Annotated in this window: 16 protein-coding genes; 10 read left to right on the forward strand and 6 right to left on the reverse strand. The window is 54.8% G+C overall.

Annotated features, from left to right (window positions below; all coding sequences use genetic code 11):
* Nucleotides 1–8: 8 nt before the first annotated feature.
* Nucleotides 9–527 (reverse strand): twin-arginine translocation signal domain-containing protein, encoded by a 519-nt coding sequence (locus ACYVIA_RS10165; protein WP_460840396.1) that lies wholly within the window; start codon nucleotides 525–527, stop codon nucleotides 9–11.
* A gap of 207 nt (nucleotides 528–734) precedes the next feature.
* Here ACYVIA_RS10165 and ACYVIA_RS10170 point away from each other — a divergent pair, with 207 nt between their 5' ends.
* Nucleotides 735–1,445: an FFLEELY motif protein gene (locus tag ACYVIA_RS10170; protein WP_460840398.1), complete on the forward strand. Its 711-nt coding sequence runs from the start codon at nucleotides 735–737 to the stop codon at nucleotides 1,443–1,445.
* 45 nt (nucleotides 1,446–1,490) lie between these two features.
* Here the strand turns inward: ACYVIA_RS10170 and ACYVIA_RS10175 are convergent, their stop codons facing one another.
* From ACYVIA_RS10175 to ACYVIA_RS10190, 4 genes are read right to left on the reverse strand one after another with little or no spacing between them, the layout of a single operon-like run.
* Nucleotides 1,491–1,997 (reverse strand): RDD family protein, encoded by a 507-nt coding sequence (locus ACYVIA_RS10175; RefSeq protein ID WP_460840399.1) that lies wholly within the window; start codon nucleotides 1,995–1,997, stop codon nucleotides 1,491–1,493.
* 8 nt (nucleotides 1,998–2,005) lie between these two features.
* A complete protein-coding gene (locus ACYVIA_RS10180) occupies nucleotides 2,006–2,683 on the reverse strand; it encodes a DUF3106 domain-containing protein (RefSeq protein ID WP_460840401.1) in 678 nt (225 codons plus the stop codon).
* Nucleotides 2,676–3,080: a DUF3619 family protein gene (locus ACYVIA_RS10185; RefSeq protein ID WP_460840403.1), complete on the reverse strand. Its 405-nt coding sequence runs from the start codon at nucleotides 3,078–3,080 to the stop codon at nucleotides 2,676–2,678. The genes ACYVIA_RS10180 and ACYVIA_RS10185 overlap by 8 nt, the downstream gene beginning before the upstream one ends.
* Nucleotides 3,077–3,646 carry an RNA polymerase sigma factor gene (locus ACYVIA_RS10190; RefSeq protein WP_460840405.1) on the reverse strand — a complete coding sequence of 190 codons (570 nt, stop codon included), beginning with the start codon at nucleotides 3,644–3,646 and terminating at the stop codon, nucleotides 3,077–3,079. The genes ACYVIA_RS10185 and ACYVIA_RS10190 overlap by 4 nt, the downstream gene beginning before the upstream one ends.
* Before the next feature lie 507 nt (nucleotides 3,647–4,153).
* Between ACYVIA_RS10190 and ACYVIA_RS10195 the strand changes: the two genes are divergently transcribed.
* The 6 genes from ACYVIA_RS10195 to ACYVIA_RS10220 all read left to right on the forward strand — a co-directional run bounded on the left by ACYVIA_RS10195 (nucleotide 4,154) and on the right by ACYVIA_RS10220 (nucleotide 11,999).
* A complete protein-coding gene (locus ACYVIA_RS10195; protein WP_460840407.1) occupies nucleotides 4,154–5,875 on the forward strand; it encodes an acetolactate synthase 3 catalytic subunit in 1,722 nt (573 codons plus the stop codon).
* On the forward strand, nucleotides 5,875–6,366 hold the full coding sequence (gene ilvN, locus ACYVIA_RS10200; protein ID WP_135086867.1) for an acetolactate synthase small subunit: 492 nt from the start codon (nucleotides 5,875–5,877) through the stop codon (nucleotides 6,364–6,366). The genes ACYVIA_RS10195 and ilvN overlap by 1 nt, the downstream gene beginning before the upstream one ends.
* Nucleotides 6,367–6,404: 38 nt before the next feature.
* Nucleotides 6,405–7,421, forward strand: a complete 1,017-nt coding sequence (gene ilvC, locus ACYVIA_RS10205) for a ketol-acid reductoisomerase (RefSeq protein ID WP_460840409.1) — start codon at nucleotides 6,405–6,407, stop codon at nucleotides 7,419–7,421.
* 101 nt (nucleotides 7,422–7,522) lie between these two features.
* Nucleotides 7,523–8,284, forward strand: a complete 762-nt coding sequence (locus ACYVIA_RS10210) for an SIMPL domain-containing protein (RefSeq protein WP_460840410.1) — start codon at nucleotides 7,523–7,525, stop codon at nucleotides 8,282–8,284.
* 368 nt (nucleotides 8,285–8,652) lie between these two features.
* Entirely contained in the window at nucleotides 8,653–9,546 is an 894-nt protein-coding gene (gene pssA / locus ACYVIA_RS10215; RefSeq protein WP_460840411.1) for a CDP-diacylglycerol--serine O-phosphatidyltransferase, read from the forward strand.
* 914 nt (nucleotides 9,547–10,460) lie between these two features.
* Entirely contained in the window at nucleotides 10,461–11,999 is a 1,539-nt protein-coding gene (locus ACYVIA_RS10220; RefSeq protein WP_460840412.1) for a 2-isopropylmalate synthase, read from the forward strand.
* Between the two features lie 97 nt (nucleotides 12,000–12,096).
* On the opposite strand, the gene bamE is transcribed toward ACYVIA_RS10220, so the two are convergent.
* Nucleotides 12,097–12,609 (reverse strand): outer membrane protein assembly factor BamE domain-containing protein, encoded by a 513-nt coding sequence (gene bamE / locus ACYVIA_RS10225; RefSeq protein ID WP_460840414.1) that lies wholly within the window; start codon nucleotides 12,607–12,609, stop codon nucleotides 12,097–12,099.
* Between bamE and ACYVIA_RS10230 the strand changes: the two genes are divergently transcribed.
* The 3 genes from ACYVIA_RS10230 to pnp all read left to right on the forward strand — a co-directional run bounded on the left by ACYVIA_RS10230 (nucleotide 12,608) and on the right by pnp (nucleotide 15,471).
* Complete coding sequence (locus ACYVIA_RS10230) at nucleotides 12,608–12,772, forward strand: hypothetical protein (RefSeq protein ID WP_460840416.1); 165 nt, start codon at nucleotides 12,608–12,610, stop codon at nucleotides 12,770–12,772. The genes bamE and ACYVIA_RS10230 overlap by 2 nt on opposite strands.
* Before the next feature lie 116 nt (nucleotides 12,773–12,888).
* Nucleotides 12,889–13,158, forward strand: a complete 270-nt coding sequence (rpsO, locus tag ACYVIA_RS10235; protein ID WP_460840418.1) for a 30S ribosomal protein S15 — start codon at nucleotides 12,889–12,891, stop codon at nucleotides 13,156–13,158.
* A gap of 183 nt (nucleotides 13,159–13,341) precedes the next feature.
* On the forward strand, nucleotides 13,342–15,471 hold the full coding sequence (gene pnp, locus ACYVIA_RS10240) for a polyribonucleotide nucleotidyltransferase (RefSeq protein WP_460840420.1): 2,130 nt from the start codon (nucleotides 13,342–13,344) through the stop codon (nucleotides 15,469–15,471).
* Nucleotides 15,472–15,581 lie beyond the last annotated feature (110 nt).

The raw sequence follows: 15,581 nt of genomic DNA on the forward strand, positions 1-15,581 counted from the left end.
TTCATTCCTCAGCTAAGTGCTTTGATCGGGCCGGGATAACCAATGGCTGCCCATGACGAGTCCTTGCCATACCATGAACCGGTGATCAGGTCATGCAGCGCATGGTAAGCGCTTTGCAGCAAGGTGAAGCGACTGAAGCGCCAGTTTTGAAGGAACGCTTCCACGTCCTCCGCTTTCGCTTGCGGCCAGTCGTCCGGAATCCCGGCCAGAAAGCGGCGTATCGGTCCGAGCGTCAGCATGCCGAAGAGATCCTGGACTTCTTTTTGTGTTGCCAACGGAAGGCCGGTGATTGCGTCATGTACGCCCGCAATAGCGTTCTCGAGGTCCGTCGATGCTGGCTCTATCGCATCCCGCAGCATTACCGGGATGAGAGCAGTCAGTACGGATCGGATATTTTCGTCGAGGGCGAATTTTTCGGGGAGCTCTGCTTGCCGTGTCAGGCGGTAGATGCCGCCCGCAGAAGCAAGCACGAGCGCGCCGGCAATCCCCGCTTTCAGGAATGTGCGGCGGGATAGTGTCGTTACCATGTCTCCAAGCCTCTTTTTTATGTATCGATTCAGTGTAGCGCAAGGGTGCGAGGCGCCGCCGATGGAAAATAGAGGTCTAGTTCTACTCTGGGTTTATCGAAAAATGCCTTCCCTGCCTGGTTCAAAATGATGGCGGTCGAGGCATCGATGCGTACGCCCGAAGGACCTCGAAAACCACAGTAAAGCAAGTGATTGCCATATATCATCATGACGAAGAAAACCATCATCGTGCGTCTCCGCAAGGAACTGGACTCAGTGATTGCCGAAAGACGGGCTGCCAGCGATGACGAGGCGTCCCGTGCTGCACGTCTGGCGTTGCGGCAATTCCAGTCGCAACGCATGGCGGGGACGCATGGCGATTTGCTCGCTAATCCAGAAACGAATGCCGCTGCCGCGTTCTTTCTTAGCGATATATACGGGACCGAGGACCTGACGCAGCGGGATGCAAATCTGGAGCGTGTGGTCCCAACGATGGAGCGCTTGTTGCCGTCTGCGGCGCTGGAAACCGTGGCCGATGCGGTCGCATTGGATGCGCTTTCCGAGCGGCTCGATGCGGCAATGGCGGGGCAGCTTGGCCCCGTGTTTTCTGAGGCCGATTACATCGAGGCGTATCCGAGAGTGACGGCGCGTGCCGACAGGGTGCGGCAGCTCGAACACGTCGAGTCAGTCGGGATGGCCTTGTGCGCACTGGTACAAGTTCCGTTCATTGGAAGCACGTTGTCCATGATGCGGAGGCCAGCCAAGCTGGCGGACCTGGCCGACTTGCAGAGCTTTCTCGAGCGTGGCTTCAAGGCATTCAAGAAGATGAAGCGGCCAGAGGATTTTGTGGCGACCGTCGTGAGCCGAGAGCGGGCGATCATGGAGCGGCTCTACGGTGGGCACAGCCGTCCCTTCGATCTTGCAGCAACAGCGGTGTGACGTTGGCATGAGCCGGTGCTCATGCGGCGCCATACTGTAGCGAAGCTACTGCTTCGTACCTTTTTTCTCTTCAGGGACGCCGATAATACGCGTCCCGGCGAGTCGATCATGAAGGAATTGCCTCTGGGGATCGAGATAAACCCCGAGTCCCCATAGCAGAATATTTGCTGCCGGAATTAACACGGACGGCCAGTTTTTTGCGCCGATCAGCCAGGCAATCGCCAGGCCCGGCACAATCCACAGCCACGATAGGGCATAACGTACGAGCGCCTGCTTTGCGGTGACCTTTCCGCCGGTCGGTGTCTCGAGACGGATTCGCCATGTCTTCATCGCCAGCGTTTGGCCGCCATGCGTCCAGAACCAGATGAAGTACATGCCCATCAAGAGAAAGAGCAAAACCTGCAGAATCGACCGAAGATAGAGCGCATGCCTTTGCTCCAACAGTGCAGCAAAGAGCAAGCCTGAAATGAATAACACGCCGAACATCAGCATGGCTTCATACAGCATGCTGGCCAGGCGGCGCTTTAAGGAGGGTGTCACAGTAGTATTCAAGAGCAAATTTACCTGTCGGATTGCGGGGATGGCTGAAGTGCGGACTGGGTGGCTGCTTGCGGCGTCACGGAACGTTCAAGAACCGGCTTGGGCGCCGATTTGATTGGCGGTATTCGTCGCTTGCCTTGTGCGGCCGCTGGGGGTAGCGCAGCAACGGACTTCTTGGTGGTTGCATCTGCCGCCAGCTTCTTCTTTTCTTGCGCCGGCAGTTGCTGGTACTGCTCCCAACGGGCAGACTTCTGGGTTGAATTCAGCTTCTTGGAGCGAGCATAGCTTTCACGCGCCATCCTCCGCTGCTCGGGTGTCAGCGCGACCCAGTCGCGCATGCGCTCCTGTACCCGTTGCTGTTCCTCCGGTTTCATTCTGTGGAACTTGTTCCCGATAGCCAGCCACTTCCCCTTCCGGAACGCGTCGAGCTGATCCCATTCGCTGGACAATGGCGCAAGTGCCTGCTGTTGTGCTGGTGATAGTTCATTCCAGGCTGGCTTGGCCGGCAGGTGTGGTGCGGTGATTCCTGACGCACCCGCAGTCGGGGCTGCTGCGATAGTTGTATGGGTTCCGCCAGCCGGATCGCCAAGCGGTTCCGCGGCGATATCAAATGAAAGCACCGATGAAATGGCTACAAGGAATACTGGCTGCAGATACCGTGCGATATCCAAAACCAGGTTGCGCCTCGTTTTAGTCATCCTGCTTTGCAAGGTAGGCATTGAATCCATGATCCAGATAAGCTGACAGGGGCAGTTCATCAGCGAGGACCGCGACATCTATTTCGGCCGTGTCATTGATGTGGCGGTCATGCTCAAATTCGTACAGACCGACCAGACCGACGGCCAGTACGATAAGGGGTATGGCAAGCCCCATCCGATTTAACCAAGATGCTGGGGCGCTGAAAAAGCCCCCGGATTGGCCCGCAAATATTTGTTGCGGAATAAATGCCATGATTGGCGTTCTCTTTTTCTTGCGAGATAGTGCGGTTTTGCGCGCAGAAGCAAGCTTTTCTCGTGTCGGCGCAGGAATGTTGTCAAGGTCCTCATTGAGGGCGTGACGTATCTTGTACGCGAAGTCCAATTCTCGGTTATTCATAACGTGATTCCTTTGGCTCGCAACGCTTGGGCTAACGCGTGTGTGGCACGAGAACAGTGTGTTTTTACGCTGCCTTCGGAGCAGCCCATCACTGCAGCCGTTTCGGCGACATCCATATCTTGCCAGTAACGCATCAGAAAGGCTTCCCGTTGACGTGACGGCAGTTTCCTTATCTCTTCATCGATGGCTGCCAGCACCTGGTCTCGCTCGACTTTGTCAGCACAGGACTCCGCTGCCTCGGTTCCTTCTTCGGCTCCGAATTTCTCCAGTAGATCGAATCCTGCAGAATCCTCATGATCGTTCCCGGATCCGGAAAACAGGCTGATCCACGTGCCGCGCGTCTTTTCGCGACGAAAGTAATCGTGAATTGTGTTCTGCAGAATGCGCTGAAAAAGCAGGGGCAGCTCCGCTAAAGGCTTGTCGCCGTACTTTTCCGCCAGTTTGATCATTGCATCCTGAACAATATCGAGTGCTGCCTCGTCCTTGCGGACGGCATAGGCTGCTTGCTTGAATGCCCGGCGCTCCACGTTTTCCAGAAAGTCGGAAAGTTCTTTTTCAGTTGCCATGCGGTGCAGCGGAGTTTTTAACGGCTTTGAAGGAGATGAGGAAGGCGCGAGATTTGATGCTGTCAGGCATGTTTCCGAACTGAGCGCATGCTAGCAAAAAAGGTCCGCGTTGTCCCGGACTTGTTCGGAAAACGCTTGATTTCAAAAGGATTTGAAGGAATTTAGCTTGACCAAAATGGTGCAACCCATTAACTTATCAGTCCCTTCACATCCGGCAAGGGAATGTCTTTTCGCGCGGTGCATGACGCCGCCTTTCGAACAGACGCGCTTTACATTTAAAAGCTGTTTGCTCTAACCCACGCCACAAGCGTGAGAAATGCATGTAGGAATTGCAGAAACCTTGGCTGAACGAGTCGCGTTTAGCGTCGCTTTGAACCACATCTACGGGTGTGCGACGAACCGGCGTGACCGCACAAAGAAGGGAAGCCATGGCCCTGTTGTTCCGCATGATTTCGCCAGGAGAGAGCATCCGATCAATCTCCAATGGACCTTGAAAGGAACCAAGCAATGAGTTCAGAACTGACAGGCGCGGAAATAGTCGTGCGCTGCCTGGCCGAAGAGGGTGTCGAACATGTGTTCGGTTATCCCGGCGGCGCAGTGCTCTACATCTACGACGCAATCTTCAATCAAGACAAGTTTCAGCACATCCTGGTACGCCACGAGCAGGCTGCCGTACACGCTGCTGATGCCTATTCGCGCAGCTCCAATAAAGTCGGCGTAGCCATCGTCACCTCTGGCCCCGGCGTCACCAATGCCGTCACCGGCCTCGCCACCGCCTATATGGATTCGATTCCGATGGTGGTAATTTCCGGGCAGGTGCCGTCGCATGCGATCGGTCAGGATGCATTCCAGGAATGCGACACCGTGGGCATTACCCGCCCATGCGTCAAACACAACTTCCTCGTCAAGGACATCAAGGACCTCGCCGCGACGATGAAGAAAGCTTTCTATATCGCCACCACCGGCCGCCCGGGACCCGTGCTGGTCGATATCCCGAAAGACATCACGATGCAGAAACACGCATTCGAGTATCCGAAGGAACTCGAGATGCGTTCATACAAGCCGGTCGACAAGGGCCATTCCGGCCAGATCCGCAAGGCGGTGCAACTGCTGCTCTCCGCAGAGCGCCCGATGATTTATACCGGCGGCGGCATTATCCTTGCCAACGCATCCGCCGAACTGAACAAGCTTGTCGACAAGCTTGGATTCCCATGCACCAATACGTTGATGGGTCTGGGCGGCTACAAGTCCTCCAGCGACAAGTTCGTCGGCATGCCCGGCATGCATGGCACGTACGAAGCCAACATGGCGATGCAGCATTGCGACGTTCTGATTGCCATCGGTGCCCGCTTCGACGACCGCGTGATCGGCAATCCGAAGCACTTTGCGACGCATCCCCGCAAGATTATTCATGTCGACATTGATCCGTCGTCCATCTCCAAACGCGTGAAGGTCGATATTCCGATCGTCGGCAATGTGAAAGACGTGCTGCAGGAAATGCTTGCACAGCTTGATGCTGCAGAGGCAACTGCCAAGCCGAATTCGTCCGCACTCGCAGCATGGTGGCGCCAGATCAATGAATGGCGCGGCCGTGAATGCCTGAAGTACGCAAGCTCCAGCGAAGTCATCAAACCGCAGTCGGTCGTCGAAAAACTCTGGGAAGTCACCAAGGGCGACGCCTTCATTACCTCCGACGTCGGGCAGCATCAGATGTGGGCTGCGCAGTACTACCGTTTCGACAAGCCGCGCCGCTGGATCAATTCAGGCGGTCTTGGCACGATGGGTGTCGGCTTGCCGTATGCAATGGGTGTGCAGATGGCAAACCCGGGTGCGACCGTCGCATGTATCACTGGCGAAGCGTCGATCCAGATGTGCATCCAGGAACTCGCTACCTGCAAGCAATACCACCTGACGCCGAAGATCATCCTGCTGAACAACCGCTTCCTCGGCATGGTGCGTCAGTGGCAGCAAATTGATTACGGTTCCCGCTATTCCGAGTCGTATATGGACTCTCTGCCTGACTTTAACAAGCTCGCGGAATCGTTCGGCCATGTCGGCATGAAGATCGAGAAGCCGGGCGACGTCGAAGGGGCGCTGAAAGAAGCGTTCGGCATGAAGGACAAGCTGGTATTCATGAACTTCATTACGGATCAAACCGAAAATGTCTGGCCAATGGTGAAAGCCGGCAAAGGCTTGACTGAAATGCTCTTGGGTTCGGAGGATCTGTAATGCGTCACATCATTTCTGTTCTGCTTGAGAATGAAGCAGGTGCATTATCGCGCGTCGTTGGCCTGTTTTCTGCTCGCGGCTACAACATCGAAACGCTGACGGTAGCTCCGACCGAAGATGCGACCCTGTCGCGCATGACGATTGTCACAACGGGTTCGGACGACGTGATCGAGCAGATCACCAAGCACCTGAATCGCCTGATCGAAGTCGTCAAGGTCGTTGACCTCACCGAAGGCGCACACATCGAGCGCGAGCTCATGCTCATCAAGGTGCGTGCCGTCGGCAAGGAGCGCGAAGAGATGAAGCGTACTGCGGACATCTTCCGTGGCCGCATCATCGATGTCACCGAGAAGACGTACACGATCGAACTGACAGGTAACAAGTCCAAGCTCGACGCGTTCATCGAATCGATCGATCGTACCGCGATCCTTGAAACGGTCCGTACTGGCGGCTCTGGCATCGGCCGTGGTGAGCGCATTCTCAAAGTTTGAATACCAATAGCAACTACTTAACCAATTTAGGAATATCAATGAAAGTTTTTTACGACAAAGACTGTGACCTGTCCCTCATCAAAGGCAAGAACGTCACCATCATCGGCTACGGTTCGCAAGGTCACGCCCACGCGCTGAACCTGAATGATTCCGGCTGCAAAGTGACCGTTGGCCTGCGCAAGGGCGGCGCTTCGTGGGAAAAGGCAAAGAATGCCGGCCTCAACGTTGCCGAAGTAAACGATGCAGTCAAGCAAGCTGACGTCATCATGATCCTGCTGCCTGACGAGAACATCGCCCAGGTCTACAACGAGAACGTTGCACCGAACGCCAAGCAGGGCGCCGTTCTGGCGTTTGCGCATGGCTTCAATGTCCACTACGGCCAAGTCGTGCCGCGTGCTGACCTCGACGTCATCATGGTGGCGCCGAAGGCGCCGGGCCACACCGTTCGCGGTACTTACACCCAAGGTGGCGGCGTGCCGCATCTGGTTGCGGTGTACCAGGACAAGTCCGGCAGCGCCCGTGACATCGCTTTGTCCTACGCAATGGCCAACGGTGGCGGCCGTGCCGGCATCATCGAAACGAACTTCCGCGAAGAAACCGAGACCGACTTGTTCGGCGAGCAGGCAGTGCTCTGCGGCGGTACCGTTGAACTGATCAAGGCAGGTTTCGAGACACTGGTGGAAGCTGGCTATGCACCGGAAATGGCGTACTTCGAATGCTTGCATGAGCTGAAGCTGATCGTTGACCTGATCTATGAAGGCGGCATCGGGAACATGAACTACTCGATTTCCAACAATGCAGAGTACGGTGAGTATGTCACCGGTCCGCGCATCGTCACTGAAGACACCAAGAATGCAATGCGTCAGTGCCTGAAGGACATCCAGACCGGCGAATATGCCAAGAGCTTCATCCTCGAGAACAAGGCTGGTGCACCGACGCTGATTTCCCGTCGTCGCCTGACTTCCGAGCATCAGATCGAGCAAGTTGGTGAGAAGCTGCGCGCAATGATGCCGTGGATTAAAAAGAACAAGCTGGTTGATCAGTCGAAGAACTAAGCTTGCTGAACCTGTTTCTTGAGCAAATTTTCCGTTTGCTTGAGTTGGGTAGAATAAATAGGGTGCACAGTATGTGCGCCCTATTTTTTTGGAGACGCTCGATGTTTCGATCCCTTTCCCTCATTGGAGCATTGCTTTTCTTTGGTGGTAGCGCCTTCGCTGCGCAACCGCAAGTGCCGCCACCGATCCAAACCTCAGGCACCTTGGTGGTCGTGCCTGCATTTGGCGAGATCAAGCATGAGAATGACGAAGCGCGTGTCACGTTTATGGTCGAGGAGCAGGATAAGGACAAGGCCGTCGCCGCAACACGCGTCAACCAAAAGATGAAACAGGGGATAGACATTCTCAGGAGAGAGGATCCCCAGGCAAGCATGAAGACGCGCGGTTACTACACATACCCGGTCTATAACGAAGAACCGATTCTGCCACGCCAGGGCAACAAGGCGCGACAACTGGTGGGATGGCGGGTTGGTCATTATGTCGAAGTGACAACACGCAATCTGAGCGGGTTGCCGAAGACAGTTGCTGCCGCACAAAGGGTACTTGCACTAAGCAGTCTGCAGTTCGGCTTGGCTGAGGACACCAGCACGAAGCTCGACGAACAACGTATCGCGGCGGCCTATACCAATCTCATGGAGCGCATCGCAGCGATCGCAAAGGCAATGAGCCGGAATGTATCCGACGCGGTTCTGGACTCGGTGGACTTCGAAGCCACCGGCGCGTATGCCCCTCAACAAGATGCATATGCAGCAAAAGCGATGCGTGCAACGGCAGCAGAAGCCGTTCAGGTTGAAGAGCCGAGCTTTGAGCCGGGTGAAACCACGCTCGGAATGCGGGTTGTGGGAAAGGTGCGATTTAAATAGTTGTGTCGACTTGGTGTCTGCGGTTCGCATGCCGGACCTCTCGGGATTAAGTGCACCGGGCATGGCGAAAATCGGAATTGCCATTCGTGAAATGTGTTGGAAAGAAGGCATGCCAAGAGGTTACATTTATTGGCCTCTCGTCTAGAATAGCCACGCTCTACTCATCGTTACTGTACGAACGCGGCTCTGACAACCTGTTTGTCCCAGATGTCGTCCAGGATGTGCGGGATTTCTTCCTGCCTGTTGCAGCCGCTCTAAGCTGCTCTACCCAACATCCAGATTAATCACTGACGATAATTTATTGGACGGTCGAAACGATTTGAGCCGCCTTGTAATCTTATTAGCATCATCATTGAAACGGAATCAGCATGGCAACTTTTAATCGTCGCAAAGCAAAAAGTAGCGCGGGATTAGCGCCGCGAACAGCGCGGCCGGGCAAGCGCACCTTGCACCATGCACAGTTTGAAGAAGGCGAGCAGGTGTCGGCGCCTACGCTGCGCCGGCGTGGCATTTATCTTCTACCAAACGCATTTACCACGGCGAATTTGTTCTGCGGGTTCTTCGCCATTGTGATGGCAATGAACCTGAAATTCGACTACGCCTCGGTTGCAATCTTTGCGGCAATGCTGCTGGACAGCGTTGACGGTCGTGTAGCGAGGCTAACTAATACCCAGAGCGAGTTTGGTGCCCAATATGACAGCCTTTCTGACATGCTGTCCTTTGGTGCTGCGCCTGCGCTCGTTGTTTATGAGTGGTCGCTGAGGGGAATGGGAAAGCTGGGTTGGCTTGCGGCGTTCGTCTACTGCGCTGGAGCGGCTCTGCGCCTGGCGCGCTTCAATACGAATATCGGCGTCGTCGACAAACGCTACTTCCAGGGTTTGCCGAGCCCCGCAGCGGCGGCACTGGTGACGGGATTCGTCTGGTTGATGGATGACTTGGGCTGGACCGGACCGGAATTGAAATGGTTCGCATGGACGATCACTTTGTATGCCGGTCTGACCATGGTAACGAATGTACCGTTTTACAGTTTCAAGGAAGTGAATTTCAAGAAATCGGTCCCATTTATTGCGATATTCCTGATTGTCTTGGTATTTGTGTTGATCTCGAGCGATCCTCCGAAGGTGCTGTTTGGCATGTTTGTTCTTTATGGTCTTTCTGGTTACGCTGTTTATTTCTGGCGTTTATCAAAGGGAAAGCCGGTTAGCATTGTGGATACCAATGACGGAGAGACACACGACTCAACGCACGACGCAAAAGAATAACGGCGTTTGTCCTGCGTCATGTCATGCTAGTGGTGAGGTTTCACTGCTCCTGCGATCATTTTTCGATGGCGACAAAGGACGTATCGTGGGATTGGCTGCCTTTCTCAAGAACGTAGGGGAAAAGCTGCTTCACTCAGGTCCTGCACGCCAAAACGCGGAGGAGCAGTAACCGCAGCGATCGTCCGCCAAGAGTCGAAACAAGCAACAGCCCCTGGAGCGCGACATACTCGACGACATGGCCGTACAAAACCTTCCAACAGAGAACTTCATCGTTGCTTATGATTCCGCATCAGCCACGGTAACGGTCATCGGCCCTGCGCCAAACAGTCAACGCAAGAAATGCCCTGTGCTGTAGGAATGTGCAAGGCGTTGCACATGCGAATGATCAGGTCAGCGTAGCGTGTACGGCAGTGGGCGAGTTGAAATGGTAGGAGGTCAGGACGGGCAGACACTCTCTAAGATTGCGAAGGATTTTTATGGAGACCGGACTCGCTATTGCGCAATCTTTCAAGCGAACAAGCCGATGTTGAGTGATCCCGACAAGATTTATCCCGGTCAGGCGTTACGGATCCGGCTTCAGCATTAACGAAACGTGCGTGGCCAAAGCGGATGCCTGAGGGTGCCAGCCACTGAACTGGCGAAAAACCCTTTTCCGTCAAACAGTTGCACTTTTCCATAATTCCGCTTATAGTTTTTCGCATGTTCCGCGAAATCCACATTTCCACATCCGCTTCTCACAGCAGCCCCCTTCTAGGCCTGCTGCTGCCGCTGTTCCTACTAGTGCGTTAACGCGCGCTAAATCCCCTATCCCCACAATTCGTGCAGTTCCTGGCTCATGCTGATGAAGGCAAGGGCAGGCGAAGAACCATTTGAAAGACGCATCGTTTTCTGAATTTTCCTAAGAGGAGTGCAGCATGGCCGACAAATTGATTATTTTCGATACCACCTTGCGAGATGGCGAGCAATCGCCTGGTGCGTCGATGACCAAGGATGAAAAAATCCGCATCGCGAAACAACTCGAGCGCCTGCGGGTGGACGTGATCGAAGCTGGCTTTGCTGCAGCATCTCCGGGGGACTTTGAATCAATCAAGGCCATCGCAGGGATCATCAAGGATTCGACGGTGTGCTCCCTGTCGCGCGCCAACGACCGCGATATTTCGCGTGCTGCGGAAGCACTCGCGCCGGCGGCAAGAAAGCGAATCCATACGTTTATCGCGACCTCCCCGCTGCACATGGAAAAGAAGCTGCGCATGACTCCGGACCAGGTGTATGAGCAGGCAAGGCTGGCGGTACGATTCGCCCGCCAGTTCACGGACGATGTGGAGTTTAGTCCTGAAGACGGCAGCCGTTCAGATATCGATTTTCTGTGCCGGGTTATCGAGGGTGTGATTTCGGAAGGGGCGACGACGATTAACTTCGCCGATACGGTGGGCTACGGCGTTCCTGAGCTTTACGGCAACATGATCAAGACGCTGCGCGAACGTATCCCGAACTCGGACAAGGCGGTATGGTCCGTGCATTGCCATAACGATCTTGGCATGGCAGTAGCCAACTCATTGGCCGGGATCATGATTGGGGGCGCGCGCCAGGTCGAGTGCACGATCAATGGCTTGGGTGAGCGAGCCGGCAATACTGCGCTGGAAGAAGTTGTCATGGCGGTCAAGACGCGCAAGGATTACTTCAAGCTTGATGTCGCCGTCGATACGACACAGATTGTGCCGGCGTCGAAGCTCGTTTCACAGATTACCGGCTTCGCCGTGCAGCCAAACAAGGCGGTTGTTGGTGCTAACGCCTTCGCTCATGCTTCCGGCATCCATCAGGATGGCGTGCTAAAAGCGCGTGATACCTACGAAATCATGCGTGCTGAAGAGGTGGGCTGGACTGCAAACAAGATCGTACTTGGCAAATTGTCCGGGCGAAACGCATTCAAACAGCGTCTGGAAGAGCTCGGTATTGAGCTTGATTCGGAAACAGAAGTGAATGCTGCTTTCGCTCGCTTCAAAGAGCTGGCTGATCGCAAGTCGGAGATCTTTGACGAGGACATTATTGCACTCGTCTCTGACGAGCAGCACTCGCACGACAATGAGTACTATCGTTTTGTATCCCTGTCTCAGCATTCCGAAACCGGGGAGAGGCCCAGTGCAAAAGTCGTGTTCAGCATGGGAGGCAAGGAGCTTTCATGCGAGGGGCAGGGTAACGGTCCGGTTGATGCGACGGTTAATGCGATTGAGGCCGAAGCAAAGAGTGGTGCAGAGCTGTTGCTCTTTTCCGTGAACGCAATCACCACCGGTACGCAATCACAGGGTGAGGTAACAATGCGTTTGTCGAAGGCTGGCCGCATCGTTAATGGTGTCGGTGCGGATCCGGATATTGTTGTTGCGTCCGCCAAAGCCTATATTTCGGCACTCAACAAGCTGTACTCCAAGGCGGAAAAACTTAATCCGCAGCTGTGAACCTTGCTCAACAAGGAGAAGCCGCCTGCCTAGCAGGCGGTTTTTTTACGGCTTCGTCATGACCGGGAGCTCATTACTACTGGGATTTATGGTGTATTCAACGCAGCAAGATGAAGGGGAAGCGCTTGTCCGGATCAAAGCGTGGATCGGGACCGTTGAGCATCTTCCGGACAACGCCTGTGCGGTCGAAGTGCACGTGCATCATGGAATTCCATACACCGCTTTCTTTGTATGGATATGACCAGACTTCCAAATCCGTTAGCGAAAGATAGGATGTCTCCGAAGGGGCACCGATCGTGCGAAGAACATCAGCTTTTGTTGCTTCTCCGACCTTAATCGTTGCAAATTTTTCATTTGTCAGTACTTGCTCAAAAGATCTGACCTTTCGATTCTCATCAATGCGCACCATGTAGGTCTTTTGTCCCCAAGGACCTAAGGCATACTCGAGTAATTGGTCTTTCCCGTCTTGGTAGCGATGTGTCGGTTGGCCACGCTTTGCAATCACCTCGGCTTCGCTGTCGCCGATGTTGACTGGCGCGGGAAGGATGGATGCGCAAGCGCCAAGGACAAGCAGGGATCCCGCTGTAATTATGTTCCGTAAGAACTTCATGCTCATTTTCCTTCGTCTTTTGTACTGGCGCACCAACGACGGCGATGATGCCACTTTGAAGCGAGGAGCTGAATTGCAAACTGGAAAAATCTTGGCTGAGGTGAAGGCTGCTCCAGTTTACTTATTGAAGGCAAGCCAAGGTGTCGCCGATCTAAGTGTTTGAATAACCGAGGCATTTCCTTTATACTGCGCGTCTTGGTCAATTCGACCAAGATTATTTGTCAATTGTTCACGATGTATGGGGTTGCGACTCTGTGCATCGCATGTGAAAGGTAATTCATGTCAATCGAAAACATCAACAAGGCCGCAATCATTGCGGATAATGCTCGCGGCAAGAACGACACCGGTTCTCCGGAAGTGCAGGTCGCATTGCTGACCGCGCGCATCAACGAACTCAACAACCATTTCAAGGCCCACGCAAAGGATCACCACTCCCGCCGCGGCCTGATCATGATGGTTAACCGTCGCAAGAGCCTGCTCTCCTACCTGAAGGGTAAAGACGCAACCCGTTACCGTGCCCTGATTGAGAAGCTCGGCCTGCGCAAGTAATTAGTTGCGGCACTCGCTCGGTTTATCGACAAAATGCCTGCGTCAGTTTGCTGATGCAGGCATTTTGTCATTTGATGGTTTGTAATTCAGCAGTAAAGGTGGCGGTCATGCGTGACCTGTCATCCGTGGTGAGGTGAACGACAGCGCCTGAAAATCTGTCGGCAAAAATAGAAAGGAAACACCGTGTTCAATAAAGTTACCAAGACCTTCCAGTACGGCCAGCATACCGTCACGCTGGAGACCGGCGAAATCGCTCGCCAGGCATCTGGCGCCGTCGTCGTGTCGATTGACGATACCGTCGTGCTGGCGACCGTCGTCGCAAAGAAGGATGTCAAGGCCGGACAAGACTTTTTCCCGCTGACTGTCGATTATGTTGAGAAGAGCTATGCTGCCGGTCGTATCCCGGGTGGCTTCTTCAAGCGTGAAGGCCGTCCGTCCGAGAAGGAAACGCTGACCTCGCGCCTGATCGACCGTCCGATTCGCCCGCTCTTCCCGGAAGGCTATTTGAATGAAGTGCAGGTCATCGTGCATGTCCTGTCCGTCAACCCGGAAATCGATCCGGATATCGCATCGATGATCGGCGCATCTGCGGCGATTTGCGTTGCTGGCATCCCCTTTAGTGGTCCCTTGGGTGCGGCGCGCGTTGGTTACATCGATGGCCAGTATGTGCTCAATCCGACCGCCTCACAGATGACAAAATCCCAGCTCGACCTCGTTGTGGCTGGTACCGAGCAGGCTGTGCTGATGGTTGAGTCCGAAGCGAACCAATTGTCCGAAGAAGTAATGCTGGGCGCGGTGGTGTACGGCCATGACCAGATGAAGGCCGTGATTGATGCCATCCACGAGCTTGTTCGCGATGGCGGCAAGCCAGAAGTCCAATGGGCTCCGGCAGCGAAGAATGATGTGCTGATTGCACGCGTAACCGAGCTCGCTGAGGCAAAGCTGCGCGATGCTTACCAGACGAAGGATAAGCAGGCCCGTACTGCCAAGCTGAACACCGTGTCTGCAGAAGTCAACGCTGCCTTGGCTGCTGAAGCAGTAGCGGCAGGTGCATCAGCTCCTGATTCGGCAGAAGTCGGCAGCATCCTGTTCGACCTCGAAGCAAAGATTGTCCGTTCGCAGATCCTCGAAGGCGAACCGCGTATTGATGGTCGCGATACGCGCACCGTTCGTCCGATTTCGATCCGTTCAAGCGTGCTCCCGCGCACCCACGGCTCCGCGTTGTTCACTCGTGGTGAAACCCAGGCGCTGGTGGTTGCAACCCTTGGTACCGCACGCGATGAGCAAAAGATCGATGCGTTGATGGGCGAGTATTCAGACCGCTTCATGCTCCACTACAACATGCCTCCGTTTGCGACCGGCGAAACCGGTCGTGTCGGAACGCCCAAGCGTCGTGAAATCGGTCATGGCCGTCTGGCGAAGCGCGCATTGCAAGCCGCCCTACCGGCTCCGGAAGAGTTCAGCTATTCGGTGCGTCTCGTTTCCGAGATTACCGAGTCCAATGGTTCGTCTTCGATGGCCTCCGTGTGCGGTGGTTGCCTGGCGCTGATGGATGCGGGTGTTCCGATGAAAGCGCATGTCGCGGGTATCGCGATGGGCCTGATCAAGGAAGGCAGCAAATTTGCCGTCCTGACCGACATCCTTGGCGACGAAGATCACCTCGGTGATATGGACTTCAAGGTGGCTGGTACTGCAAACGGCATTACCGCGCTGCAGATGGATATCAAGATCCAGGGGATCACGAAGGAAATCATGCAGGTGGCGCTGGCACAGGCGAAGGAAGGCCGTATGCATATCCTGGCAAAGATGCAGGAAGCCATGCCCCATGGTAAAGCAGAGCTGTCTGATTTCGCTCCCCGCTTGATCACTATCCGGATTAATCCGGAGAAGATCCGTGACGTGATCGGCAAGGGCGGTGCAGTGATTCGTGCACTGACCGAGGAAACCGGCACGCAGATCGATATCACCGATGAAGGCGTGGTGACGATCGCATCCGTAGATGCAGCGGCCGGCCAGGAAGCAAAGCGTCGCATTGAAGAGCTGACTGCATCCGTCGAAGTGGGCAAGAGCTATGACGGTACGGTGCTCAAGTTGCTGGACTTTGGTGCGATCGTTCAAGTCATGCCGGGCAAGGATGGCCTGCTCCATATCAGCCAGATCGCCAATGAGCGCGTCAATGCGGTTTCCGACTATCTGAAGGAAGGCCAGCAAGTGCGCGTCAAGGTTCTGGAAACCGACGATCGCGGTCGCCTCAAGCTGTCGATGAAGGCGGCGGCGGCTGAGGAAGGGGCAGCGGCTCCGCAGCAACAGTGATCGGATTGCGCTGCAGATAGCGATCACTTTTGATTGAGAACCGCCCGTTGCGAAAGCTCGGGCGGTTTTTTATTTGCTGTAGAGACGAACGCTGCAGGGCGTCCTCTATT

The sequence above is a fragment of the Noviherbaspirillum agri genome (assembly GCF_054780595.1).